The sequence below is a fragment of the Methylotetracoccus oryzae genome (genome assembly GCF_006175985.1).
Classification (GTDB): domain Bacteria; phylum Pseudomonadota; class Gammaproteobacteria; order Methylococcales; family Methylococcaceae; genus Methylotetracoccus; species Methylotetracoccus oryzae.
Map to the genome: position 1 here is coordinate 51,517 of NZ_SRSH01000015.1, position 24,678 is coordinate 76,194.

At 65.2% G+C, this 24,678-nt stretch carries 26 protein-coding genes; 12 read left to right on the forward strand and 14 right to left on the reverse strand.

Going from position 1 to position 24,678, the window contains the following annotated elements:
• Positions 1 to 75: 75 nt before the first annotated feature.
• Complete coding sequence (locus BWR02_RS15005; protein WP_139558740.1) at positions 76 to 945, forward strand: YicC/YloC family endoribonuclease; 870 nt, start codon at positions 76 to 78, stop codon at positions 943 to 945.
• A 57-nt stretch (positions 946 to 1,002) separates the two neighbouring features.
• Positions 1,003 to 1,617 (forward strand): guanylate kinase, encoded by a 615-nt coding sequence (gene gmk / locus BWR02_RS15010; RefSeq protein ID WP_139558741.1) that lies wholly within the window; start codon positions 1,003 to 1,005, stop codon positions 1,615 to 1,617.
• 15 nt (positions 1,618 to 1,632) lie between these two features.
• Here gmk and BWR02_RS15015 read toward each other — a convergent pair whose 3' ends face one another.
• From BWR02_RS15015 to msrA, 4 genes are all read right to left on the reverse strand, one after another.
• Positions 1,633 to 2,193 (reverse strand): response regulator transcription factor, encoded by a 561-nt coding sequence (locus tag BWR02_RS15015; protein ID WP_129884507.1) that lies wholly within the window; start codon positions 2,191 to 2,193, stop codon positions 1,633 to 1,635.
• A complete protein-coding gene (locus BWR02_RS15020) occupies positions 2,190 to 3,524 on the reverse strand; it encodes an ATP-binding protein (protein WP_236102288.1) in 1,335 nt (444 codons plus the stop codon). Before BWR02_RS15020 ends, BWR02_RS15015 begins: the two co-directional genes overlap by 4 nt.
• 372 nt (positions 3,525 to 3,896) lie before the next feature.
• Positions 3,897 to 4,703 (reverse strand): M48 family metalloprotease, encoded by an 807-nt coding sequence (locus BWR02_RS15025; protein WP_139558742.1) that lies wholly within the window; start codon positions 4,701 to 4,703, stop codon positions 3,897 to 3,899.
• 95 nt (positions 4,704 to 4,798) lie between these two features.
• Complete coding sequence (gene msrA / locus BWR02_RS15030) at positions 4,799 to 5,449, reverse strand: peptide-methionine (S)-S-oxide reductase MsrA (RefSeq protein ID WP_139558743.1); 651 nt, start codon at positions 5,447 to 5,449, stop codon at positions 4,799 to 4,801.
• 105 nt (positions 5,450 to 5,554) lie between these two features.
• Between msrA and hslO the strand changes: the two genes are divergently transcribed.
• Positions 5,555 to 6,436: an Hsp33 family molecular chaperone HslO gene (gene hslO, locus BWR02_RS15035; protein WP_328591526.1), complete on the forward strand. Its 882-nt coding sequence runs from the start codon at positions 5,555 to 5,557 to the stop codon at positions 6,434 to 6,436.
• Between the two features lie 9 nt (positions 6,437 to 6,445).
• On the opposite strand, the gene BWR02_RS15040 is transcribed toward hslO, so the two are convergent.
• From BWR02_RS15040 to BWR02_RS15055, 4 genes are all read right to left on the reverse strand, one after another.
• Positions 6,446 to 7,342 (reverse strand): 1-phosphofructokinase family hexose kinase, encoded by an 897-nt coding sequence (locus BWR02_RS15040; RefSeq protein WP_139558745.1) that lies wholly within the window; start codon positions 7,340 to 7,342, stop codon positions 6,446 to 6,448.
• A gap of 123 nt (positions 7,343 to 7,465) precedes the next feature.
• On the reverse strand, positions 7,466 to 7,663 hold the full coding sequence (locus BWR02_RS15045) for a hypothetical protein (protein ID WP_139558746.1): 198 nt from the start codon (positions 7,661 to 7,663) through the stop codon (positions 7,466 to 7,468).
• Between the two features lie 2 nt (positions 7,664 to 7,665).
• The gene (locus BWR02_RS15050) at positions 7,666 to 8,898 is read right to left on the reverse strand and encodes a sigma-54-dependent transcriptional regulator (RefSeq protein WP_162560178.1); all 1,233 of its coding nucleotides are present in this window, start codon (positions 8,896 to 8,898) and stop codon (positions 7,666 to 7,668) included.
• Positions 8,899 to 8,965: 67 nt separating this feature from the next.
• Positions 8,966 to 9,835, reverse strand: a complete 870-nt coding sequence (locus BWR02_RS15055; protein ID WP_139558748.1) for a sigma-54-dependent transcriptional regulator — start codon at positions 9,833 to 9,835, stop codon at positions 8,966 to 8,968.
• A gap of 290 nt (positions 9,836 to 10,125) precedes the next feature.
• Here BWR02_RS15055 and BWR02_RS15060 point away from each other — a divergent pair, with 290 nt between their 5' ends.
• On the forward strand, positions 10,126 to 10,989 hold the full coding sequence (locus BWR02_RS15060) for an SDR family oxidoreductase (RefSeq protein WP_139558749.1): 864 nt from the start codon (positions 10,126 to 10,128) through the stop codon (positions 10,987 to 10,989).
• Positions 10,990 to 11,011: 22 nt separating this feature from the next.
• The gene (locus BWR02_RS15065) at positions 11,012 to 11,263 is read left to right on the forward strand and encodes a DUF6868 family protein (protein ID WP_139558750.1); all 252 of its coding nucleotides are present in this window, start codon (positions 11,012 to 11,014) and stop codon (positions 11,261 to 11,263) included.
• Here the strand turns inward: BWR02_RS15065 and BWR02_RS15070 are convergent.
• The 3 genes from BWR02_RS15070 to BWR02_RS15080 all read right to left on the reverse strand — a co-directional run bounded on the left by BWR02_RS15070 (position 11,205) and on the right by BWR02_RS15080 (position 14,351).
• Entirely contained in the window at positions 11,205 to 11,957 is a 753-nt protein-coding gene (locus BWR02_RS15070) for an alpha/beta hydrolase family protein (RefSeq protein ID WP_139558751.1), read from the reverse strand. The two genes, BWR02_RS15065 and BWR02_RS15070, sit on opposite strands and share 59 nt — an antisense overlap.
• A gap of 34 nt (positions 11,958 to 11,991) precedes the next feature.
• A complete protein-coding gene (locus BWR02_RS15075; protein ID WP_139558752.1) occupies positions 11,992 to 13,047 on the reverse strand; it encodes a sterol desaturase family protein in 1,056 nt (351 codons plus the stop codon).
• A 401-nt stretch (positions 13,048 to 13,448) separates the two neighbouring features.
• A complete protein-coding gene (locus tag BWR02_RS15080; RefSeq protein ID WP_139558753.1) occupies positions 13,449 to 14,351 on the reverse strand; it encodes a dihydrodipicolinate synthase family protein in 903 nt (300 codons plus the stop codon).
• A gap of 145 nt (positions 14,352 to 14,496) precedes the next feature.
• On the opposite strand from BWR02_RS15080, the gene BWR02_RS15085 reads away from it, so the two are divergent.
• From BWR02_RS15085 to BWR02_RS15100, 4 genes are all read left to right on the forward strand, one after another.
• On the forward strand, positions 14,497 to 15,093 hold the full coding sequence (locus tag BWR02_RS15085; protein WP_139558754.1) for a YqiA/YcfP family alpha/beta fold hydrolase: 597 nt from the start codon (positions 14,497 to 14,499) through the stop codon (positions 15,091 to 15,093).
• Positions 15,094 to 15,099: 6 nt separating this feature from the next.
• Complete coding sequence (locus BWR02_RS15090) at positions 15,100 to 15,417, forward strand: DUF3301 domain-containing protein (RefSeq protein ID WP_139558755.1); 318 nt, start codon at positions 15,100 to 15,102, stop codon at positions 15,415 to 15,417.
• Positions 15,418 to 15,460: 43 nt separating this feature from the next.
• Entirely contained in the window at positions 15,461 to 16,624 is a 1,164-nt protein-coding gene (locus tag BWR02_RS15095; protein WP_139558756.1) for an AAA family ATPase, read from the forward strand.
• An 82-nt stretch (positions 16,625 to 16,706) separates the two neighbouring features.
• On the forward strand, positions 16,707 to 18,038 hold the full coding sequence (locus tag BWR02_RS15100) for a dicarboxylate/amino acid:cation symporter (RefSeq protein ID WP_139558757.1): 1,332 nt from the start codon (positions 16,707 to 16,709) through the stop codon (positions 18,036 to 18,038).
• 14 nt (positions 18,039 to 18,052) lie between these two features.
• On the opposite strand, the gene BWR02_RS15105 is transcribed toward BWR02_RS15100, so the two are convergent.
• From BWR02_RS15105 to pbpC, 3 genes are all read right to left on the reverse strand, one after another.
• The gene (locus BWR02_RS15105) at positions 18,053 to 18,607 is read right to left on the reverse strand and encodes a DUF2058 domain-containing protein (RefSeq protein WP_139558758.1); all 555 of its coding nucleotides are present in this window, start codon (positions 18,605 to 18,607) and stop codon (positions 18,053 to 18,055) included.
• Positions 18,608 to 18,662: 55 nt separating this feature from the next.
• The gene (locus BWR02_RS15110; protein WP_139558759.1) at positions 18,663 to 19,547 is read right to left on the reverse strand and encodes a bestrophin family protein; all 885 of its coding nucleotides are present in this window, start codon (positions 19,545 to 19,547) and stop codon (positions 18,663 to 18,665) included.
• 86 nt (positions 19,548 to 19,633) lie between these two features.
• A complete protein-coding gene (pbpC, locus tag BWR02_RS15115; RefSeq protein ID WP_139558760.1) occupies positions 19,634 to 21,826 on the reverse strand; it encodes a penicillin-binding protein 1C in 2,193 nt (730 codons plus the stop codon).
• 379 nt (positions 21,827 to 22,205) lie between these two features.
• On the opposite strand from pbpC, the gene BWR02_RS15120 reads away from it, so the two are divergent.
• The 3 genes from BWR02_RS15120 (at position 22,206) to pyrE (ending at position 24,673) form a co-directional block, all read left to right on the forward strand.
• Positions 22,206 to 22,880, forward strand: coding sequence for an alpha/beta hydrolase (locus BWR02_RS15120; RefSeq protein WP_139558761.1), 675 nt, complete (start codon positions 22,206 to 22,208; stop codon positions 22,878 to 22,880).
• A gap of 82 nt (positions 22,881 to 22,962) precedes the next feature.
• Positions 22,963 to 23,973, forward strand: a complete 1,011-nt coding sequence (locus BWR02_RS15125) for an AAA family ATPase (protein ID WP_139558762.1) — start codon at positions 22,963 to 22,965, stop codon at positions 23,971 to 23,973.
• 58 nt (positions 23,974 to 24,031) lie between these two features.
• Positions 24,032 to 24,673, forward strand: coding sequence for an orotate phosphoribosyltransferase (gene pyrE, locus BWR02_RS15130; RefSeq protein WP_139558763.1), 642 nt, complete (start codon positions 24,032 to 24,034; stop codon positions 24,671 to 24,673).
• Positions 24,674 to 24,678 lie beyond the last annotated feature (5 nt).

Here is a 24,678-nt window from a genome sequence, read left to right on the forward strand (position 1 = left end):
TCGATGGGGTTTCCTCGGCAGCCCGGTAGCCCTTAACATGGCGGATTGTCCAGCCAACAGGAATACCCGCGGAGTATGTTGAGAAGCATGACGGCCTACGCCAGCCACGACAGTGTGCTGGAAGACTGGTCTCTGACCTGGGAACTGCGGTCAGTGAATCACCGGTTCCTGGATGTCTCGCTGCGCCTGCCGGATGCATTCCGCTTCCTCGAGTCGGATGTGCGGGCGCGGATCGGGGCCAGCCTGCGGCGCGGGCGCGTCGAATGCACGCTGATCTGGAAGAAGGCCGAGGGCACGGCGGGCGTCATCAGCCTGAACGCGGCGCGGCTCCGTGCCGTGCTGGATTCGGCCAAGGCAGTAGAGGAACAGGCCGGGCGGTCGCTGGCTCCGTTCAGCGCGCTGGATGTCCTGGGCTGGCCGGGCGTTCTGGAAGACCGGGCAGCCGATCGGGAGCGCCTGGGCGCTCTGGCCATGGCCTCGCTGGACGAGGTTCTGGTGCAGGCCGTCACGGCGCGTGAACGGGAAGGCGAAAGTCTCGCCGCATTGCTGCGCGAGCGACTGCTGCAGATCGGCGAGTGTGTCGCTCGCGTGCGGGTGCGGATGCCGGAGGTGTTGCGGATGCAGCGCGAAAAGCTTCAGGCCAAGATTGCCGAGGTGAGCGCGCGTCCCGACGCGGACCGCATGGAGCAGGAACTGGTGTACTGGGCCCAGAAGCTCGATGTCGCGGAGGAGATGGACCGGCTGTCGGCCCACGTCGAGGAGTTCCTGCGGTCGCTGGACACGGCGGAGTCGGTGGGGCGCCGTCTCGATTTCCTGTCCCAGGAAATGAACCGCGAGGCCAACACCCTCGGCTCCAAGTCGTCGGACATCGAAACGACGCGCGCCGCGATGGAGATCAAGGTGCTGATCGAGCAGATTCGCGAGCAGGTGCAGAATGTCGAGTGAGGTCGCGGGAAGGGTGCGGGGCGGTGGCGGCTTGTCGCACGTGGCGGAGCGCGGGCCGTGAGTCGCGGTAACCTGATCGTATTATCCGCGCCCTCGGGCGCCGGCAAGACCAGTCTCGTGCGCGCGCTGCGCGCAGAGGTCACCGGGCTCGCGGTGTCGGTGTCGCATACGACGCGCGCTCAGCGACCGGGCGAGCGTCACGGGGAGGCCTATTTCTTCGTCGATCACGCCGAGTTCGAGCGGATGATCGCGGCCGAGGGGTTCCTCGAATATGCCCGGGTTTTCGACAACTACTACGGCACGGCGCGGCAGACCGTGGAAGACACGCTGGCGTCCGGTCAGGACGTGTTGCTGGAGATCGACTGGCAGGGCGCGCGTGTCGTGAAGTCGCTGATGCCGGACTGCCTTTCGGTATTCGTGTTGCCGCCATCGCGCGAAGCACTGGAATCGCGCTTGCGCGACCGCGGCCAGGATCCCGACGAGGTCATCGCGCGGCGCATGCGCGATGCGATCTCGGAGATGTCGCACTATTCGGAATATGACTTCCTCATCGTCAACGACATCTTCGAGGAGGCGCTCGGTGCCCTGAAGGACATCGTGCTGACGCAGCGGCTCAGAACCTCACAGCAATCCCATCGTCTGGCGGAGTTGCTCGCCTCGCTGCTGGGCTAGGGCGTAGTTCTCCGGCTATTCCTTGACCGGCCGCTTCTCGAGCTTGCGCTGCAGCGTGCGGCGATGCATGCCGAGCGCGCGCGCGGCGGCGGAGATGTTGCCGTCGTGCGCGACGAGCACCTTTTGCAGATGCTCCCATTCCAACCGTTTGACCGAAAGCGGCTTTTCCTTGATTTCGACATTGGTGTCGCCCTCGTCCTTATGCAGGGCATTGACGATTTCGTCCGTGTCGGCCGGCTTGGTCAGGTAGTGTACGGCACCGAGCTTGATGGCCTCGACCGCCGTGATGATGCTCGCGAATCCGGTCAACATGACGATGCGCGTGTTGACGTCGAGTTCGGAAAGCCGTTTGACGAGCAGCAGCCCCGATTCATGGCCTATGCGCAGGTCGATCACCGCGTATTCCGGCGTGATGCGTTCCGCCAACGCCAACCCGGCCTCAACGTCATTCGCGACATGCACTTCGAAGCCGCGCTTCTCCAGCGCCTGCGCCAGCACCGCGCAGAAGGTCGGGTCGTCGTCGACCAGCAGCAATCTGGGATGTTCGAGTTGATCGGTTTCGAGTTCGGGTGTCATGCGTAGGGCAACAACGGAAGTGTGATGGCCGTGCGGGTACCGCCGCCCGCGCGTGGCAGCAATTCGATCGAGCCGCCGAGGCGTTCGATCGTGCTGAAGGCGAGAAACAGACCCACGCCGAGGCCGTGCTCCTTGGTGGTGATCGGGGCTTTGCCCAGATGCGCGGACAGGTCAGGCGCGATGCCGGGCCCTCGGTCGGTGACGTCGATGAACGCCCGGTCCTGATTCCATCCCGATTCGAGCATGACACCTTTCGGCGAAACCTCGGCGGCGTTGTTCAGGATGTTGATCAGGGCTTGGGTCAGTGTCACTTCGGCGATGATCAGCGGCGAGGGGCCGGGCGTCCGGAGTCGATAGTCGAGTGCCACCCCCGGCTTCTCCCGGCGCCAGGTTTCGGTGACTTCGTTCAGATACCGCGTGATCGGCATCGGGTGCCCGCCTTCGGCGCGGGCTTCGCCCGCCGAGGCCGACATGACGGCCAACGCATTCTTGCAGCGGGTGATCTGGCCGCGAAGGATCTGCATCTTTTCGCGCAGGGCCGCGAATTCCTCGGCTTCGAATTCCTGCTCCAGTTCATGGATGACGATCGCCATCGTCCCTAGCGGTGTGCCCATCTCGTGCGCAGCGCCTGCCGCGAGCGTTCCGAGCGCGACGACCCGTTCGTTGCGCAGCGCTTGTTCCCGTGCTTCGGCCAGACGGCGTTCCCGCTCGCGCAAGGTGTTCGCCATCTCGACGACGAAATAGGCCACCAGCACGGCGCTGAAGACGAAGCCGAACCACATCCCGAAGACATGCAACTGGATGTCGTGGTGCTCCATGTAGCTGTGGGTCATCAGCGACACGTCGGAAGGGAGCGTTACCGCCTGAATCTCGGGCAGCGGCTGGTAATAGCCGATCAGCACCGTGTAGCAGGACGAGGCAAAGATGACCAGATACCACGTGTACGAATGCGGCAGAACCGTCGCGGCGATGATCAGCGGGAGCAGGAAGAACCACGCCATGGGATTCGTGGCGCCGCCGGTGAAGTAAAGGATCGCCGTGATGGCCAGCACATCCACGGCAATCTGCGTGAACAGTTCGAATTCGCTGACTGCCGGAGCGGAGGTCAGGCGAATCCACGTGATCCAGTTAAAGGTGCCCAGCACGGTCAGTATTCCCCACAGGGGAATCTGCCGGATAGGGATGTCGAGACCATACACGCTGATCAGGATCAGCATGGCTTCCACGCCCAGCAACAGGTTCCTCAGGACGAAGAGCCAGTGAAGATTCTTCCGGGCGGTTTGGTCGGAATCCGCGGGGACCGGAATCGACATCTTGGCGGGCGTATTCATCGCGGAATTCTATCGTTTTCCCGGGATCGTGTAAGCCTGGAGCCCGGTAAGGTGGAATGCGGGGCCGGTGTTCCTCCCACTGCGCCCGGCGCCGATGGAGATGACCGAGCCTGTCGTGACCGCGGAGAATACGGCTAACCGTGACCCGCCCTTTGGCCGCGACAATTTGTCACATTTTTCAGTCGGGTTTTGATCAGTATGCTTCAACCTAACTACTTGGGTATCGCTCCCTTGTTTGTTACCGAAGCACAACCGGTGCTTGAATTCCTCCTTCTATAGTGCATTACAGGGCCTCTTGAGGCCCTGTTTTTTATGCGGCTAAACCCGTCTCGACTCGCGTACAGCGGCTTTTCGCCCAGGCGCTCACCGCCATCAGCGGATACGGTCGCAGTCGGGTTTTTTGTGCGAGCCCAGATATTGCGCCTCCAGTGCGACGGCCGTCGCGATGCCGGCGTCGAGGCTGGCGCTGCGCTCGCTGCCGTGAGCCGCGTGCAAGGCCATGAACGCTCCCGATCGCGCGTTCGCTTCGAGGTTCCGCCACGCCATCGCCGCTTCCTTGGGATTGAAGCCGGCGCGCCCCATCAGTTCGAGCCCGAGCCGATCGGCCTCAGCCTCTTGCGCCGCGTCGTAGGGCACTGATACTCCGCCCTCGGCGGGCACGCCGAGCAAGCCATACGCCAGAGCCGAATCCGGGTTGCGCGAAGAGTTGAAGGCTCCGTTCAAATCGAGCTCCGGGCGGTTATGCAGCGCGGCACCAACGCGTCTCTCCGGATGCCGCGCCAGCATGTGCCCAACATTGTGAGCGATCACCGCCGCCAGTTGGTGCTGGTTGCGCAGCACCTTGAGCAGGCTGCTGTTCACGCCGATCTTGCCACCCGGCAGGACGAAGGTCGAAGGCGGGTCTTTGCGGAAAACGGCGATTTCCCAGTCGCCGCCCCGCGACCGCACGACCGCACCGGCTACGCAAATGATGTGGGCATTGGTGTGCGCGTCTTCGTCCAGAGGCGTTGCGGCCTTGATCTGTTCGAAGGCCTTGGCGGCCAGTTTGGTGACGTTCACGGTGGCGGGCAGCGCATGCTGCGGTGCAGTCTGGCGAGGCGCCTTGGAACTGCAGCCGGCGGCCAGCAGGCTCGCTGAGCCCAGGATGATCAGAGCGCGGAATAGTCGGGTGACAAGCATTAGGCCGTGGGTCCGGTGAACGAAGCGGGTGATGATACGAGATATTGCCGACCGGGTCCAAAGAGGGCACGGAACCGGTCAGGGAACTCGTTCCGCTAAGTTGCGCGGAGTGGGGCGCAGGTAACGCCGGTACCCCCGAGCCCGCAATAACCTGCAGGGTTCTTCGCCAGGTACTGCTGATGGTAAGCCTCGGCGAAGAAGAAGGGTCCCGCCGGGGCTATCTCGGTGGTGATCTTGCCGAAGCCGGCGCGGGTCAGCGCCTCCTGAAAACGGGCGCAGGATGCCGCCGCGACAGCCTGCTGCCGTTCGGAGTGGGTATAGACCGCAGAGCGATATTGGGTGCCGCGGTCGTTGCCTTGGCGCATCCCCTGTGTCGGGTCATGCGACTCCCAGAAGGTTGCCAGCAGCGTCTCGTAGGCTACTTTTGCCGGATCGAACACGACGCGCACGACTTCCGCGTGGCCCGTGCCTCCCGTGCAGACTTCTTCATAGGTCGGATTGGGGGTGTAGCCACCGGCATAACCGACGGCGGTTGAATAAACCCCGGGTATCGACCAGAACTTGCGTTCCGCACCCCAGAAGCAACCCAGGCCGAACGTGGCGATCTCCAGCCCATCCGGGTATGGGGGCTGCAGCCGGTGGCCGTTGACGAAATGGTGCTCCGGAACCGCGACGAGTGTGGCCCGACCCGGCAGTGCCGATTCGGCGTCCGGCAGCGTCTGCTTACCATTCAGGAAACTCCACATGATGCCTCCGCAGTCAGTTGATCCGACGTCGACAGGTCGGGCGCCGGAAATGATCCGCCGTGGCTTGGACCGAAGGCCGTATAATCGGTCCGGACCCCCTCACCTGTGTTGGTCACGATGTTACAGGAAGACAGTTTTCGCCGGTTTTTGTTCGAGGATCTCGGGGTGCGCGGGGAGTTCGTCCGCCTCGGGAACAGCTGGAAATCCGTGCTCGAACGCCATCCCTATCCCGAGACAGTGAGTCGTCAACTGGGACAGGCCCTGGCGGCGGTGGTACTGCTGTCGGCCACCATCAAGTTCAAGGGCGCGTTGATCCTGCAGGTTCAGGGCGACGGCCCGCTGCACACGCTGGTCGTGCAGGCCACGGACCAGCGCACGGTGCGCGGCATTGCGCATTGGCGGGGCGACGTTCCGGAAGGACCTCTCGACGCTGTCTTCGGATCCGGCCGGATCGTCCTGACCGTACAGTGTGAGGGCACGGAACCTTATCAGGGCGTTACCGAACTGGTCGGCGATACGCTGGCGGCAGCGATCGAACACTATTTCCAACGCTCCGAGCAGCTGGCCACGCGCCTGTGGCTGGCTGCCGATCCGCAGCGTGCGGCCGGCCTGTTCCTGCAGGAGGTTCCCGGAAGCCATCAGGATTCCGAGGACTGGTCTCGGGTCTGCCTGTTGGCCGATACCGTCACCGGCAACGAACTCCTGACGCTGCCCAGCGAGAACCTGCTCTATCGTCTGTTCAACGAAGAACGGGTCCGACTGTTCGAGCCGGAGGTCGTGACCTTCAGCTGCAACTGCTCGCGCGACCGGATCGAACGGGTGCTGGTCGCCCTCGGCCGGGCGGAGATCGAGGAAACCTTGCGGGTAGAGCCTTCCATCGCCGTCCATTGCGATTTTTGCAACCGGCTTTATCAGTTCGATGCCGTGGATATCGGAAGTCTGTTCGCCGACGAGGGCCGCGTCATGGGCTCGATCCGCAAGCATTGATTCCCACGATTACAAGCATCTGACGTCCACCGCGCTCAGCAGCGGTGCGACCTGTTCCGGACCGATCATCGCAACGTCGTGCTGCAGGGCATTGGCGGCGCCCGCCGCCGATGCATAGCGCAGCCGCTCGGCGACGGAAAGCCCGCTGAGCCACCCATGTGCCAAACCGCCCAGATAACAGTCCCCCGAGCCGATGGGATTGACCTGGCGAATGGCCGGGGGATGCACCTGCCAGCGTCCTTCGCCGCTTATCGTGACCTCGACGGGGGCGGCGCCATCGGTGATGTGCAGTTCCCGGACCCGGTGCCAACTGTCGCTGTGGTCCAGTTCGTCGCGATTCGGCTTGGCGAGCGTGGGTGGGCTCTCTCCCTTCAGTGCGCGGTCCACCGCGGGACCGTGAGCGTCGAGCCAGCAGGGCACCGAGCAGGGCCGGCACTGTCGCAAGAGGTCCGCGTAAAGATCGTCCGCTAACGGATGGGGTACCGAACCGCTCATGATGACCAGCCGAACCGATGAGGCCAAGTCGGCGACTCGTGCCCACAGCGCTTGACATTCGTCCTGCGTGACGGGAAATCCGGTCGGCAGCACGGTGGTCGGATGCTCGTCGGCGCGGCTGGAGGCCATGAAGCCGACCCTCAGCGGGGCCTTGGTCTCGAGACAGGCGTCGCGTATGCCCTCGGCCTTGACCAGTTCGCGGAGCCAGGCGCCGCTGTGACCGCCGGCGAACCCGGTCAGGACCACGGAATACCCGTGTCGCGCGAGGAAGCGTGCGACGTTGACGCCCTTGCCCTCGGCCAGCATCGCCAGGGCCGGCACCCGGTTGATGGCACCCGGAGTGAACGCTCCGGCATGGACCAGATTCAACAAGGGATTCGGATTGACGATCAAGACATCGCTACGTTTCATCGATACGAGTGAGTCGTCCGGTCTTTGCGCGCGTATCGTCGCATGCTTCTATCGTCGTGTCTCGTTGCGGGCCTCGCCGGGAGGCCCGCGTCCTGCGTCCTGCGCGATGCGATCCGGTGCCCCTCAGCGCCGTCCGGTACTGATCGCCGAGGGCTGGCCCTCGTCGCTCGGCATCGGCAGTAGCGATAAGGTGCCCCAGACCAGCGAGATCAGCATCAGCGCACATACGGCTTTTTCCCTTCGGTAGGCTTTTCGTATGTCGTTGTGGAGTCGCGGCGCACCGGCAGCGGATTCTGCCTCGTGCCAGCGATCGAGAGCCAAGGCTATTGCCCCTGTGGCAGCTGAACCCCGTCCGACGATGGTCCGCGAAGCGGGGACCAGGGCGGTTGCGCTCCCCGGGGGACGCTACGCAAGGGGCTGGCCGGGCGAGCCAGACCGAGATCCTCGGTATGCAGCAGATAGTCGTCACTCATCAACATTGCCCGCCGGATGCGCGCTTGCAGTTCACGCACGTTGCCCGGCCAGTGGTAGCTCAGCATCGCCTCGATCGCGGGCCGGGAAAGCCGGGTCACGTGCCGGTTTAGCGCCCAGTTGGCCTTGATGAAGTGTTCCGCGAGCAACATCAGGTCATCACCGCGCTGGCGCAGCGGCGGTATCTGGAGGTGCAGTTCGCTCAGCCGGTGCAACAGGTCGGCCCGGAATCGGCCCTCCTCAGCGGCGCGCTGAAGGTCCATGTGCGTGATTGCGATCAGCTGAGTGTGATCCTGGTGAGTATCCAACCAGCGCAGCAGGACGCGTTGAGCGGACTTGGACAGATCGCCGATTTCGTCCAGCACGAGCGTGCCGCCGGCGGGCGTTGTCAGCCGAAAAGCGGCTTCAGTCCGGAATTCGAGATCTTCCCGACGTTCTTCCGGCAGGTCGGGGTCGCAGGGGAGCAGGCATCCGGGCAGCGTCACGCAATTGATCACCCGCAACGCTTCATGGCAGCGCCGTGAGCGCTGATGGATGACGGAAGCGGCCAGACTTTTGCCCGCGCCGACCTCGCCGGAAATCAGGATCGGCAGACCGGCATTCGCACTCTGAGTCAACTGTGCGTCCAGCTGTCGCATTGCCGGACTCTCGCCTGAAATCCACCCCGCGTTCGCTGGACATTTGTTTCCCAGCCTCAACTCCGCCATGTCGCTGGCGGCTTCGAGTAGCGTCGCGAATTGGGCTGGCTCCAGGGGGGCGGCCTGATAGGCGAAGAACCGGTTGGATACCAAATCGGCAAGCCTTGGGTCGCGCAGCTGGTGCTTCGGGATCACGGCCAGCCATTGAATGGTGTTGTTGGTCCGCAGAATTTCTTCGTGCCATCCGGCGATGGTCCCGGAGCTCCCCGCGGAACGGAAGTCGAAAACGCCGACCCTGAACGAACCCAGGCCGATGAGTCGTTGCGTCTCCTGGGGAGTGTGCGCGTGCTGCCACTGCCAGTGGCCGAGGTCCGGAAGGCTTGGACGAGTGTTGCGTTCCGGGGCTTCGGAAATAACCAGAACGCCTGATGGATTCTTGGTTTTCATGGGTTGTAGATGGCTTGGTTTAGTCCGTTTGTTGGGGCTTGGGGCGGAGTCTGTGTTGTCAGCCCGGTCATGCGGCAAGGCCGAGGTCGGCGGCCTGTATCCAGGGTGTGCGTGTGACCAGCATCGCCCGCTCGATTCGGTTCCGCAGTTCCCTGACGTTGCCAGGCCAGGTATGTCGGAGCATGGCCCGGAAAGCGGCGTCCGAGAACTCCGCGATCTGGCCATGCAAGGGAGCCAGCCGGTCTTTGAAGAGCGCCGCAAGCGGCTTCAGGTCATCCGGCCGCTCGCGCAGGCTGGGCATCTCGAGTTGCCCGCGGCTCAGGCCGCAGAGAAGATCGGAGCGGAAGCGACCTTCGACGACCGCGCGCCGCAGATCCATGTGAGACAGGGCGATCACGTTGACCGGCCCCGACTGACTCATCAGCAACCGGGCGAGCGTCGTCTGTGCTGCGAACGGCAGGTCACCCACCTCATCGAGGATTAGTGTCCCGGCAGTGACGAGGTGCCCGAAACGCGCCGCGATCGCCGGGTCCGCGGCCCGATTCGGGAGATCGGCTTCCGTCCCGGTAGCCAGGCAATCCGGAAACGCGACGGATCGCATCACGCAGAGGCTTCCGGTACTCCGCGAAGAAATCTGGTGGAGCGCTCTTGCGAGCGCGCTCTTGCCGCTGCCGACCTTGCCGGTGATCAGGATCGGATGACCGGCCTCTGCGAGTGAAAGCGCTTTGGAGTAAAGCGCTTGCATCGGCGCAGAGTCGCCGATCAGGTCGGGGAACTGCAGCAAGGGCGCGGTGCGGGTGAACGCCGAGCCGGCACCAGCGCGCAGCCAGTGGACGGATGAATGGCCTTCGCTCGTCGATCCTGTGGCGGTACGGGTTCGCGCGCCGAGGGAGTCGACAGAAGGCTCGTGGCGGGAAGCGATACTTTGGTCACGCATGTTGGTCAAGAAGAAAGAAAGGGGGTGGTCTGGAATAGCCAAAAAGACATAAGCAAGCGCTGGACCACATAAGAAAACCTGTGAAATTCATGGAGATGGAATTAAGTCGCGCCGACGGCGGCGGGCCTTGGCAAAAAATTTGACAGCCCCCGGAGGCCGGAGAGCGACGGCGCAGTAGCGGCCGTATCGCACGCCGATTTCGATGGACGCGTCAGGCTCCAGCTGGACGACGCATCTGGGCCTCTCTACCATGCCAGGACAAGGGCGATGATGCTGTTGCGTGGAGAGTCATGACGAATCAAGACCGGACATTGCGCTGTGTCGTAACGGGAGGAACTGCGGGGATCGGGCTGATGACGGCGAGAGGGCTCGCGAGCCGCGGTGCCTCCGTGTTGCTGATCGGCCGCGACGTCGAGCGCGGACAAGCCGCCTGCGCTGCAATCAACGAACACTGCGGTGAGCCGCGGGCGACTTTCGAGCCCGGCGATCTATCGGACCTGAGGCAGGTCAGGGCGGTCTCGCGGGCTATCGCCGCGCGCTGGCCGTGCGTCGATGTGCTGGTGAACAACGCCGGCGCGATGTTCGGAACGCGGCAGCAGACCGAGCAGGGTCTGGAGATGACCTTCGCGTTGAATCATCTGAGCTATTTCACGCTGAGTCTGTTGTTGCTGCCGATGCTACGATCGGCGCCGGCGGGGTCGCGTATCGTGAACGTCGCGTCGGAGGCGCACAAGGCCGGGCGGCTCGACTTCGAGGATCTGCAGTCGGTGCGGCGCTATAGCGGCTGGCGTGCGTACTGCGCGAGCAAGCTGGCCAATCTGCTGTTCACCCAGGAACTGGCGCGGCGGCTGGACCCTGCGGCGGTCACGGTGAATGCTGTACATCCCGGTTTCGTGGCGACCGATATCGGGATTCGGCACCGGCTCCTGCCTCCGTTCCTGTGGCGAGTCGCCACCCGGTTCGCCCTTTCGCCGGAACGAGGCGCCCGCACGTCCATCCATGTTGCCTGCGCGCCGGAGTTGAGCCAGCGTCATGGCGAGTACTTCATTCGCGAGCGTCCGGCGTCCATGGCTTCCGCAGCCAAGGACAGTCAGGGGGCCCGAATGTTGTGGGACGAAAGCCTGCGGCTGGCAGAACTTGCGTGGCCGATCTAGATCGAGCGGGGAGCAAAGACCGATGACCGGGAGCGAACTGGAACGCTGGCTACTGTGGAGTCTGGGCCTCAACTACACCGTGCTGCTGGTGTGGTTCGTCATATTCGCCTCCGCCCACGAGCCGCTCTATCGGCTGCATGGCCGGTGGTTCCGGCTAGCCCCCGAAGCCTTCGATGCGATTCACTACGCCGCCATGGCGGCTTACAAGATCGCGATCATCGTGCTGAATCTGGTGCCCTATCTGGCACTGTTGGCGATGCGCCACGTGTCGTGACTCCGCCGACCTCCGGCTGTCGTCGGGTCCACTCCAGGATCATGCCGAGGATTTCGCTCCAGACCGCTGTCTGGCTGCGGTTGAGGGCAGTGGGTACCTTGAACGAATGATCCCCCTGGTGAATCACGCGGACTGTTGCGGACGATCCCAGTTTTCCGAGTTCGGCCCGCAACAGATCCAGGTCGCACAACGGATCTCGGGTTCCGGCGACGAACAGGGCCGGGCAGCGGATCTCGGGCCAGTGCCCGGTGCGCAAGCGCTGGGGCCGTCCGGCGGGGTGTAGCGGATAGCCGAGGAACACCAGCCCGTCGCAGACGCCGTCCTGAACTGCCATGAGCGATGCGATCCGCCCGCCCATGCTCTTGCCGCCGATGAACAGACGTTGTGGCGCCAGCGCCTCATCGTTGCGCACGGCATCGATAACGGCCTGCCAGGTCTGTTGCAGCACCGCCGGGCGGTCGGGTGCCTTGCTACCCGATTCCTTGTAAGGGAAGTTGAATCTGACGGACAGCAGCCCTGCGTCGGCCAGCCCCTGCTGGATGAAGCCGATGAAGGGATGCGTCATGTCATTTCCGGCGCCATGGGCCAGGACCACGCCGGTCCCGTTCGTCCACGGCCCGGGAACCGCCCACTCCGAAGCAACCTCGATCCCGGGAGCGACGGCAATCCGCCGGGCCAGCAGACGCACGGTCATCGCTCGCCCGGGTGTGAGACCCTCTCGCCGAAGCTCAACAGGACGACAGCGTGTCGTGTCCGCGGAACAGTGCCAACGGGTTCGGCCAGTGCCGTTCGGCCGCTCCTACCGGCTGCCGCCTCGCGGTACGGGTCTTCTGCAGAATCTCCCGCTCGGCTTCGACCCAGTCGATGAAGTCGTAACCGGGCGCAAACCCGCGCTTCTCGGCGCGAAAGTAAGCGGCCTCGGCAATCATGGCCTGCACGGTTTCGGGTTTCACCGCCGGTCGCTGGGGCAGTTGCGGCAAGCCATAGCGGATCAGATCCCATAAACCGAAACCCGGCACCTGCGCCAGCCCGATGGATTTCGGTTCCACGTCCGTGAATGTCCGGAAGAACCGGTCCCAGAGCGAAAACACGGCGCCGTAGTTGTTGTCGTGCTCCGCGCGCCGGGTGGAGTGATGGGCCCGATGAATCCGCGGCACGACGAAGAGCCGCCCCAGCAAACCCTCGCCCGGAAAGGTGATGTTCGCGTGGTGGAACATCACGAAAACCGTCACGATGGCTTCGTTCGCCAGCAACACCGCGGCGTCGATGCCCATGACGGCAATGAACAAGGCCTTGATGGCCGCCGTCAGGAAGACCTCGATGCCATGCAGTCGGAACGCGGTCGACACGTTCATGGTGCGATCGCTGTGATGGATCTTGTGGAACGTCCACAAGGCGTCGAAGCTGTGGTTGGCCCGATGCCACAGATACAGCACCAGATCGAGCAGCACGAACGATACGACGCCCTTGAGCGTCGGGTTCGCGATGCCGCTGAGCAGCCCATGGTCGGCGTACCGCTCGGCGATCAGCCAGAGCGTCGATACGGAAAGCAGCGACATCAAGGTGTCGTTCAATATGAACGAGCCGATGTTCGCGAAGTAGGATTGGCGACTCGTCCGTGGTTCTACCGGCCGGTACGCGCAGCGCGCTTCGAGCGCGAACAGCAGCCAGAAGGCCGCCAGCACGATCAGCGCGCGGGCCTCGCCGGAAGTCAGGTCCGGCCACTCGAAGGCCTGGACGCGCGACTCGATTTGATGGAGTAGTGGCGTGAACTTGGTAAACATTCGCTATCACCTCTTCAGCGGCGGGAGCACCCGCGGCAGCCTTTTTCTATGGGATTTCGAGGTTCAATATAGTGTCCCATGTTTACAATAACAAGTCAGACTTCCTTATTGTTCCCATATGGGCAACTTTACCCAGGTCTGAGCGGATCCGTTGAGAAACGACAATCCCGCCAAGACCCACTCTGAGTGGAGATGCGATCGCTCAGTTCGCTGTTGCGGTGAATTTGGTTATTTCCTCCGATTGGCGCGGCGCAAGCGCGTGTTGCTCGAAGCGTTCAGCGGCCGTTCGGCGGCCGGCCGCTGCTGCGGACGGGATTCAGCGCGGGCGACTCGCGGCAGTGGCGTTTCGCGGCCCCGCCCGGTCAGCCTTCCGGCGGGTGGATGCGTTGCAGCGAGAACGCTCAGCGTTCGCCCAGCAGACCGGCGGAGCGCAGTTCGGCAAGCAAGGCGGTTGCGTCGGGTTCGGGTAGCGGCGATAGCGGCGGGCGCACGGAACGCCACACGCGGTCTCCGCATAGCGATTCCACGACCGATTTCAACGCGGGAACAAATGGATAGGTGGCGATGATCCGGCAGAAGGCGCGTATCCGAGTCCGTGCCGCGACGTCCGCACCGGAGGTCAGCAAGGCAGCCATCAATTCCGGGAACAGATTGGCCGCGCCACAGATCGCGCCGGCGCCACCGACGCGCATCAGGTCCGGAAGCTGCTGCTCATCACCCGTCAGGATCTGCAGATCGGGCGCGGCTTCGATCAGCGCGAGTGTGTGTGTGAAGTCGCCGCCGCTGTCCTTGACTCCGGCCACGACGCCGGGATAGGCGGTATCCAGGCGCGCCAGCAGTGCCGGGCTGACCGCGACTGCGGACAACTGCGGGATGTGATACAGGTAGAGCCGCAGGGCCGGATTGCAAACAGCCTCGATCAAGGTCGAGTACCAGGCGAAAAGCCCGTCGTCTGTAACGCCCTTCCAGAAATATGGCGGTAGCACCAGACAGCGCGGACAACCCGAGGCGAGCGCATGACGGACCAGGGCGGCCGTATCGGGGAGGGCCGGACAGCCCGCGCCCACTGCCAGCCGGGCAGCCGGGACACCGGTAGCCAGCAATGCGTCCAGCGCGGCGGTGCGTTCGGAGACCGAGAAGGAGGGGCCTTCTCCGGTCGTGCCGAACAGCACGATACCGTCGACACCGCGTCCGATGAGGTCTTGAACATGCACGGCAAGCCGGTCGTGATCGATGGCACCGGACGCTGCGAGCGGCGTCAGCGTCGCACACCACAGGCCGGCCAGCGGCGCGGGTTCAATCATCGGCGGGTGCCGGCCCTGCGGACGGCAAGTCTTGGGCGGAGAGACGGCAGCGCATGGGTCTTCGCTCCGGGTGGATTCACGCGGGCCATGACGACACGGTAAGCTGTGTCCCTGGACCTCGATCGCAACTCTATCGGCATCGGCGATGATTATCTATCTTCATGGCTTCCGTTCCGCTCCGGCATCGGCCAAGGCGCGGCTGCTGGCGCAGCGGATGGCCGAGCGCGGACTCGAACACCGTTTCTGGTGCGAGCAACTCGCGTTCAGCCCGCGCGAGGCGATCGCGCAGGTCGAAGCCGTGCTCGATGACTGCCCGCAGGACGCCACGCTGGTCGGCAGTTCGCTCGGCGGGTATTACGCGACCTATCTGGCCGAAAAATACGATCTGCAAGCCGTGCTCGTGAATCCGGCCGTCGTCGCCCACATCGCGCTGGCCAGATACCTGGGGCCGCAGGATAACCTCTACACCGGCGAAACCTTCGTCTTCACGCAGGAACATATCGCGGAATTGACCGAACTCGACGTGCCGGCTCTCACCAAGCCCGAGCGGTTCTGGCTGCTGGTCGAAACCGGGGATGAACTGCTGGATTACCGGCAGGCCGTAGCCCGTTACGCCGGTGCTGCCCAGACGGTTCTCGAGGGGGGTGACCACAGCTTCACCCGTTTTGGCGAATTCATCGAGCCGATCATCGCATTCGCCGGGCTGGATGGAGTCCCGACGCCGTTGTCGTCAGGGCACTGACACCCGGTGTTTGCCGAACTGATCATCGCCATTCTGCTGGTCGCACTGGCGGCCTTCTGGGCCGACAGCCTGGCCGCCAGGGAACGGGCCAACGACGCGGCGCGCGAACTCTGTACCCGCCGGGCCATCAGCCTGCTCGACGAAACGGTGGCGCTGGCCTCTCGGAGGCTGGTCCGCGGGGCCGGCGGCAGCCTGACGCTGCGTCGGACCTACACCTTCGATTATTGCGAGGACGGCTATTCCCGTGCCTCGGGTTTCGTCGTGATGGAGGGGCGCGAGGTCATCACCTCCGGGCTGGGGCGTCAGGCCGCCTGGTGGCATTGAGCGGATTTGAGCTTATGCAGCGCGACGCGGCGGCCGGTTAGCGATGCTGACGACGCTTGCCGTCGGGAACTATCGCTCGCTGCTGCAACTGGTGATTCCGCTTGGCCGCTTGAATGTGATCACCGGCCCCAACGGTAGCGGCAAGTCCAACCTTTACCGCGCGCTGCGCCTGCTGGCCGAAACCGCCCGAGGCGGCGTCGTCAACGCCCTGGCCCGCGAGGGCGGCTTGAGCTCGACACTCTGGGCCGGACCCGAGACGGTCTCGCGTCGGATGCGCAGCGGCGAGGTGCCGGTGCAGGGCGGCCCGCGCCAGCATACGGTGCGGTTGCGCCTCGGCTTCGCCAGCGAGGATTTCGGTTATGCCATTGCGCTCGGGTCGCCGACGCCGAGCCGGTCCGCGTTCGCGCTGGACCCGGAGATCAAGCGCGAGTCGATCTGGGCCGGCCCGGTGCACCGCCCTGCCGGCGTTCTTGTGGACCGTTCTGGTCCGGTGACCAAGGTCCGGTCCGGCCGCGGCTGGACGGTTGTATCCGCGCACAGCGGGACGTTTGACAGCCTGCTGAGCCAGATCGCGGATCCCAAGGCTGCCCCGGAGGTCTGGGAACTGCGGGAGCGCATTCGGGGCTGGCGTTTCTACGATCATTTTCGGACCGATGCCGACGCCCCGGCGCGCCAGCCACAGCTGGGAACGCGGACACCAGTGCTGCACCATGACGGTCGTGATGCCGCGGCGGCGATGCAGACCATCCGGGAAATCGGCGATGCCGAGGCGCTCGACGCCGCCGTGGCGGACGCCTTCCCCGGCGCGTCGCTGATCATCGGCACGCAACCGGATGGCCGCTTCACATTGGCCTTGCGGCAATACGGCCTGTTACGAGAGCTGTCGGCCGCCGAGCTGTCCGATGGCACCTTGCGTTACCTGTTGTGGATCGCAGCGCTGCTGACCCCGCGACCGCCGCCGCTGATGGTGTTGAACGAGCCCGAGACCAGCCTGCATCCCGACCTCTTGCCGGCGCTGGCGCGGCTGATCGTGCGCGCCGCGGAGCGGACCCAGGTCTGGGTCGTGACGCACGCCCCGCGCCTGATCGCCGCCCTGAAGCAGGCGCCGGCGTGTCGGGCGCTCGAACTGGAAAAGACGCTGGGTCAGACCCGCCTTGCCGGGCAGGGGGAACTGGACGGCCCCGCCTGGCGCTGGCCGGACAACTGAGCCGCGCGGGGCGGGTTCGGAGTCTCCGCGTGGCCGGCGGCCTCGGGTGCAGCGTGTTAACCTCAGGCTTTTGGGCCTGACCATGCCAGCTGATCCGTCGTTCGCGAATCCCGTGCCCGCGCGTCCCGGCCGTCCGCTGTGGTCCTGGCGGGGTCGCCCGCTGTACCAGCGCATCCTGGTTGCGATGGCGCTCGGTGTCGCGCTGGGATTCGCGGCCCGCCAGTGGCTGGAAGCGGATCTGGCCGCGCAGCTGAGCCATTATGTGCTGGATGTCGGCAAGCTGATTCTGCGTCTGCTGTCGATGATTGCGCTGCCCTTGATCTTCGTCGCGATCGTGCATGCCTTGCTCGTGGCCGATATCGGCGCGCGCACGGCGCGGCGGCTGGCCGTGTTGCTGATCACGAACACGCTGGTCGCGATCGTGATCGGCCTCCTCGTCGCGAACCTGCTGGAGCCCGGTGCGGGCGCGATGCCCGCGGTCGCGCCCCAGGTGACCTTCCCGCCGTTGAATCTCTGGGACGAATTGAAGACCAAGCTGCCCGAGAGTTTCTTCGGGGCCCTGGTGCCGAACTGGGCCACCGGTCGACAGGACATCATTCCCGCCATCGTGATCGCGGTGGGACTTGGTGTCGCGATACGGCGCGTACGCGAGCGGGAGCACGGCGAAGCTCGCCGCGGGGTCGAGGTCGTCGCCGAACTGTTCGAAACCTTCTATCGGGTTTTCCTGACGGCATTGCACTGGATCGTCGACCTGGTGCCGGTCGCGGTGCTGGCGATCGTCATGCACGTCGTCGCGACGCAGGGACTGGCGCCGTTCGCATCGCTGCTCCGCTTCGTCGGCGCCGTATTGGTTGCGCTGCTGCTGCAGGCCGCGTATTACCTGCTGCGGGTGCGGCTGCAATCCTGGGTACGGCCGCTGGAGTTCCTGCGCGGCGGCAGCGAGGCGCTGTTGACGGCCTTCTCGACGGCCAGTTCGACCGCCTCCGCGCCGATCAACTATCACTGCCTCCGCTACCGGATCGGACTGCGCGAAGAGTCGGCAACGATGGGGGCGCTGGTTGGCAGCAATTTCAACAACGACGGCACGGCGCTGTACGAGGCCATGGGGCCGCTGTACATCTCGCAGATGCTCGGCCAGCCGGTGCCGCTGCTGCGGCAGCCGCTCGTGGCCTTCATGGCGGTGATCGCGTCGGTGGGGGCGCCCGGCATCCCGGAGGCCGGACTGGTGACCATGGTGCTAGTCTTCCAGGCGGTCGGTCTGCCGACCGAGTATGTCGCGCTGTTGTTGCCGATCGACTGGTTTCTCGACCGATGCCGCACCGCGGTCAACGTGATGGGCGACATGAGCGTGGCCTGCGTGCTGGACGGCCGCACACGGGAACCGCTGCCGATCGAACAGCCCCGGTCGGGCTGAGGCCGCGCCGGCCGCTACCAGACCAGGTCGTCGGGAATGTCGTAACCCGCATACTCGTCGCTGACCGCATCGCTGGTCTCGGATGCCTCGGCGACGTTCCACAGTGCGATGCTGGCGGCATGACGGGCGCGAATCTTTTCGGCGATCTCGGCCCCGACCAGCTCGTACTTGCCGTCGAGCGCAACGATGGCCAGCCGTCCCGACGCGATCTTGCGGCTGGTGTCATCGGTCAGATAGAGCCGTTTCACCTTGCCGTCGACGACGAAGTTGTAGGGGCGTTCACCGGGCTCCACCCGTTCCCGATGGGCCTCGATCAGTTGCCGCACCTGGGCCAGGGCAGCTTTCTGCTCGGCCGCTTCCTGTCGTTGCCGGTTCAGCTCACGGTCGCGCTCCGCCTTTTCCTGCTGCAGGCGCCGGTGGTCGGGCGCTGCGGGAGCCGGCGGAGTGCCATCGGGCTGCTGGCCTTGCGCGCGGCGTTCGTCCTTGACCTTGTCCTTCTTGGCCTTTTTCAGCTGCCTTTCGTTGACCAGGCCTGCCTTCAGCAGCTGGTCCTGTAATGCGTTGCCCATGGTCGTTGTACTGGCTTGTCGAATGGGTAGGTGCGCTGCGCTCGCCTGGATTGCGTCACGGTGCACGGGGTCGGAATATCCGGTGCAGTGGTCGGGTGCCGGGATCGATGATCAGGATCTCCCGCACGTTATCACCGATCATGCGCGAAATGTCGTCCGTCGGCAGGTCGTTGGCATCGTCGCCAAAGGGGTTCTCGATTTCCTCGGCGATCAGTTCCAGGCTGCCGAGCACATACAGCATGAACGTGCTGAGCAGGATCGACCAGTAGCCGAATACGGGTGCGAAACAGAACGGCATCGTGATGGTATAGACAAAGACGAACTTTTTGATGAAAAGGCTGTAGGAATAGGGGATGGGTGTCTTCTTGATCCGTTCGCAGGCACCGCAGATGTCGGCCAGATTCGAGAGGCCCGGGTTGAGATTGCGGTAGTGAGTGTCGGTCAGGTCACCGGCGCGGTACAGACGGTCCAGTTCGGCGAACAACTCGGCCGAAACGCGGTTCGGACCATGAGCGATCCCGGCGCAAATGCCGGGTGTCGGGCCATAGAGCAGGTGTTCCCGCAGCGTCCCGGCGAATTGCCCAATCAGGGCCGCAAAGCTCGGACGGCTCGGGTGTGTCTCCGGCAGGTATGCGTGCAGCTTCAGCGCGAGGTCGCGGGAGGTGTTGACGAGTTGGCCCCATAGCCTGCGGCCCTCCCACCAGCGCTCGTAAGCGGTGTTGGTCCGAAACACGAGCAACAGCGAGATGATGAAGCCGAGCAGTGAATGCACCAGGCTCGTGCCCTGCAGCGTGTTTCCGAAGAAGCGATGCTCGAGGTAGGCGATCAAGGCATTGAACAGCGCCACGGAGAGCATCGCCGGTAGCAGCCGGCGAAAGGTGTCGCTCTTGTGAAACTGGAAAATGAGTCCCCACCAGGACTTGGGATCGTAGGTAACCATGCTGTGCGCTGGGGTGAAGTTCTGCTGAGCTCATCGCGGCCGCGCCTACCCGTGATCATACGGCAGGCTCGCCGTTTTGCCACCCGTCAGTGCCGGCTTCCCGTGTCCCCGGCAGCGCCCTGATCCGGTTGTTCGTCCGGGTCGGGGTTGCCGTTGACCCTGGCCGCGTTGGCGAGCGGCCGGACGGAGAACTCGACCGCATCGATGACCGTGCCGTGCGCGTCGACCAGCGTCAGACGGTGTCGTCCGGGCACCGGTCGCCAGGGATGGTGAATCGTTGCCGACCCGAGCGCGGTTCCGTCGAGTTGCAGTTCCGACCCGGGTGGCGGTGCCGCTGCCGTCATGATCACGGCCTGATGAGCCTCCGGGATGTCGGGGTCGAGCGCGATCACGATGCCCTGCGGTGGCGAAAGGATGCGTGGGCCACGCGTCGCGGGGTCATTCAGCACGACCTCGCCGACTTCGGTCCCGGTCAGGAACCACTCCCGCCGCGGTGATTCCAGCGGCGGGAGAAAGACGATCTCGCGGCTCACGACGCTCGAGGGCGGGGCTTCCGGGCGCGCCGCGCCGGGCGCCTGCGCATGCAGGCTGTCCATGATCGTCCGCCAGACCGGCGCCGCGCCGGTGATGCCGGACACGTCGTGCATCGCGTCGCCCTCGAAGTTGCCGACCCAGACCCCGACCGTGTAGCGGCGGCTGAAGCCGATGCACCAGTTGTCGCGCATGTCCTTGCTGGTGCCGGTCTTGACGGCGGACCAATAGCGGGTCGACAGGGGACTGTCGAGCCCGAAGGTGATCGCGCGGCTGGCGCGGTCGGCGAGGACATCGGCGACCACCCAGGCCGCCGCGGCGTCGACCGCGGGCCGAACCGTTGGGAATGGCGTGTCGAGCCGCAGGCGAAGCGCGCCGCTGCGGCCGCCGTTGGCCAGCGCACGATACGCCGCAACCTGCTCCAGCAGGCTGACCTCCGCCGATCCGAGCGCAAGCGAGTAGCCGTAGTACTCACCGTCCCGGTCGATGCCCGCGTACCCCAGCGCCTGGAGATAGTCACGAAACGGCGTGACGCCGACCAGGGCCAGCGCGCGCACCGCCGGAACATTCAGCGATCCGGCCAGCGCGGTGCGCACGCTGACCATACCCTTGAAGTCGCGGTCATAGTTCTGCGGGATGTACAGCCCGCTCGGCGTTTCCAGGTTGACCGGGGAGTCGTTCAGCAGCGAGGCGGCCGTCAGATGGCGCCGTTCCAGGGCCAGAGCATAGAGGAACGGTTTCAGGGTCGAGCCCGCCTGTCGCGGCGCGCGCGCGCCGTCGACCGCCGGGGAACGGGAATAGGGACCGCCGGAGGCCACGTAGGCCAGCACGTCGCCGCTGGCATTGTCGGCCACGACGACCGCACCGTCGCGCACGTTCCGGTCGATCAGGGCGCGCAATTGTTCCGTGAGCGCGTCGATGGCCAGACGCTGCAACCCTGCGTCCAGCGACGTCGTCACGGTTTCGCCCGGCGCGCGGAGCAGTTGCTGCGCCAGTTGCGGGGCGAGGTTCGCGGCGGTCGCGACGGCCGGCGGCCGGGCCAGGCGTGCCGCCAAGGCCTGAAGCTCGTGGCAGTCGGCCGAGGAGTTTCCGGCTGCCGCCAGCGCACAGGCGCGTCCGCTGACATCGCCGGGTTCCGCATTCGGCGCCGGCAGCAGTGCGGCCAACAGCAGAGCTTCGTGGTCGTTCAGGCCGGCGGGCTCCTTGCCGAACCAGCCCCGCGCCGCCGTTCCGATGCCCTGGAGTTCCCCGCGAAACACGGCCAGATTCAGATATGCCTCGAGGATCTCGTCCTTGCGCCAGGTTTCCTCGAGGCGCAGCGCGGCGCGCATCTGGGCCAGCTTCTCCGGAATGCCGCGGTGTCCTGGTTTGGCGATGCCATCGCGTTCCAGCAGCGCGGCGAGTTGCATCGACAGCGTGCTGGCGCCGCGTCGCCGGCCGGTGACGAGCCGATCCCAGGTTGCCGCGGCCACCGCGCGCCAGTCCACGCCCGAGTGACGGTAGAAACGCCTGTCCTCCGCCTGGATGACCGCGCGGATCAGGGCCGGTGACATATTGTCCAGCGTGGTCCAGGCGAGGCGCCGGACATTCCGGTCCATGCGCCGTTCGTGCAGCACCTCGCCATGGCGATCCAGCAGCCACGCTTCCGATGACCGCCAGGCGGCATGGACCTCGGCTGGCGTCGGCAACGCCGCGGAGCCGGCTCTGGCGCCGGAAACCGCCAGCAGGATGGCCGCAACCCAGGCCATCGACCGCAGTCCGTGCGACCGGCAGTCGCGTGGCCGGCGCGGAGCGACAGGCGCAGAGGTTTCTTGGCGGGTGGGCATAAGGTCGGACGCGGGAGTTAAGGTGCCACGATGGCCGGCCAGGCCACTGTGGCATGGTGACATCGACAGGGTCCGCCGCCAAGGCGGCAGTGGCAATCCGCCGGGTTTCGTCTCTCGCGCCAGCCGGTCGGCGTATTTCGTTCGGTTTACCGCGGCGTACGATTGCCGCTATGCTGGCTGCCTTGGCCATGCCTGGCCGCGGTATTGCGGCCAGGCTGCTCCAGCCACATCGATCACCACCTTAGGTCCCGGCCCCGAGTGAGTGCCCCGCGCCGTTCAACCCGACGATACTAACCTGCCAATGACTGCTGAACTTCTCGATTGCCTGACCGTCGAGTCCGGTGCGCCGCCGGCCGCCAGCGTGATCTGGCTGCACGGCCTCGGCGCCGATGCGCACGACTTCGAACCCATCGTCCAGGAGCTGCCGTTGTCCCGACTGGGTCCGACCCGCTTCGTGTTTCCGAACGCGCCGCATCGTCCGGTGACGATCAACGGTGGCTACGTGATGCGAGCCTGGTACGACATCGCCGGTGCCGATCTTGGCCGCAGCGTCGATGTTGCGGGAGTCGAGGCCTCGTGCCGCGAGGTCGCGCGGCTCGTCGAACGTGAAGTGGCGGCGGGCGTCGCCCCGGAACGCATCATTCTTGCCGGCTTCTCGCAGGGCGGCGTCATCGCCCTCGAGACAGCGGCTCGCTATCCGGCCCGGTTGGCGGGCGTCATCGCGCTGTCGACCTATCTGGCCCAGCCGGACCAGCTGCCGCTGGCGAACGCGGCGCTGCCGGTTTTCATGGGACACGGCACCGAGGATCCCATCGTTCCCTTCGCGCTCGGGCAAAACAGCCGGGCCACGCTCGAAAGCCGGGGCTACTCCGTCGCCTGGCATAGCTACCCGATGCCGCACTCGGTGTGTGCGCGCGAAATCGCCGACATCGGCGCCTGGCTGATTCAACGGCTCGCGCCCCCGGGACCGGCGTGAGCCGGTCGGGCGGACGCTCACGATGCGCTGAACCGCCGGGCCCGGCATAATAGGCGGCTACGCCAACCAGTCCATACACTGCATGACCGAGATCGCTACGAACGATACGCCGCCGCTCACCGCGGCCCAACGCGAGCTGGCGCGGCTCCGGGACTTCATCGGCACCCGCGTGATTGGGCAGGAGCATCTCGTCGAGAGCATGCTGATCGCCCTGCTGGCCGACGGCCATATCCTGGTCGAGGGGGCGCCCGGTCTCGCGAAGACGCGCGCGATCAACGTGCTGGGCGCCGGCATCCAGGCGGATTTTCATCGCGTGCAGTTCACGCCCGATCTGCTCCCGGCCGACCTGACCGGTACCGAGGTCTACCGTCCGCAGGACGGTTCGTTCCGCTTCGAGCCCGGGCCGTTGTTCCACAACCTGGTACTGGCCGACGAGATCAACCGCTCGCCGGCCAAGGTGCAGTCGGCGCTGCTCGAGGCGATGGCCGAACGTCAGGTCACGGTGGGCCGCAAGACTTACCCGCTGCCCGAGCTGTTCATGGTGATGGCCACACAGAATCCGATCGAGCAGGAAGGTACCTACCCGCTGCCTGAGGCCCAGCTCGACCGCTTCCTGCTGTACGTCCGGATCGGCTACCCGGAGGCCCAGCACGAGCGGAAGATCCTCGATCTGGTGCGGCGTGAGGCGCGTTCACCGGCCGGCGTGTCCGCCGGGAGCGCCCCATTCCAGACGCTGACGCAGAATGTGCTGTTCGATGCCCGACGCGAGGTACTCGATCTGTACATGGCGGAGCCCCTGGGCGAATACCTGCTGCAGCTAGTGTTGGCGACCCGGAATGCGGCCGCCTACAGCAGCGATATCCCGCGCTGGCTGCAATACGGAGCGAGTCCGCGCGCGACCATCGCGCTCGACCGCTGCGCGCGCGCTCGGGCCTGGTTGCGCGGCCGGAACTATGTGATTCCCGACGATATCCAGGCCCTGGCGCCGGATATCCTGCGGCACCGGCTGATCCTCAGCTACGAGGCCGAAGCCGAGGGCATCACGACCGACAAGGTGATCGAAGAGTTGCTGCGGCTGGTCGCGGTGCCCTGAAGCAGGCACCGCATCACGGGGCCGGCCATCGCCCGTGTCACGACAGAAGAGGACCGACGTGCAAGCCTTTCAGCATGAATTCATTGAATACGCCCTGGGTTGCCAGGTCCTGCGCTTCGGCGATTTCACGCTGAAGTCCGGTCGCCGGAGCCCGTACTTCTTCAATACCGGACTGTTCGACAGCGGGGCACGCCTCGGTCGTCTGGGCCGGTTCTACGCGCAGACAGTCCAGCACCACGGACTGTCCGCCGACGTGATCTACGGGCCGGCCTACAAAGGCATACCGCTGGCCTGCGCAACGGCGATCGCGCTGGCGGACGAGACCGGGCGCGAGATTCCGTTTGCCTTCAATCGCAAGGAGGCGAAAGATCATGGCGAAGGCGGGGTACTGGTCGGCGCGCCGCTGGCAGGCCGCGTGTTGATCATCGACGACGTGATCACGGCGGGCACCTCCGTCCGCGAATCGGTGGACATCATCCGCGGCGCCGGGGCCGAGGCCACCGGCGTGCTGATCGCGCTGGACCGTCAGGAAAAAGGACAGGGCGACCTGACCGCGGTGCAGGAAGTCGAGAAGACGTTCGGTTTGCGCGTCTATCCGATCATCACGCTGGAACACATCGTCGCGTATCTCGAACAAGCCGGCCGTCAAGCCGAACTGACCCGAATTCTGGCATACCGTTCGCAGCACGCTGCGGGCTGACGCGT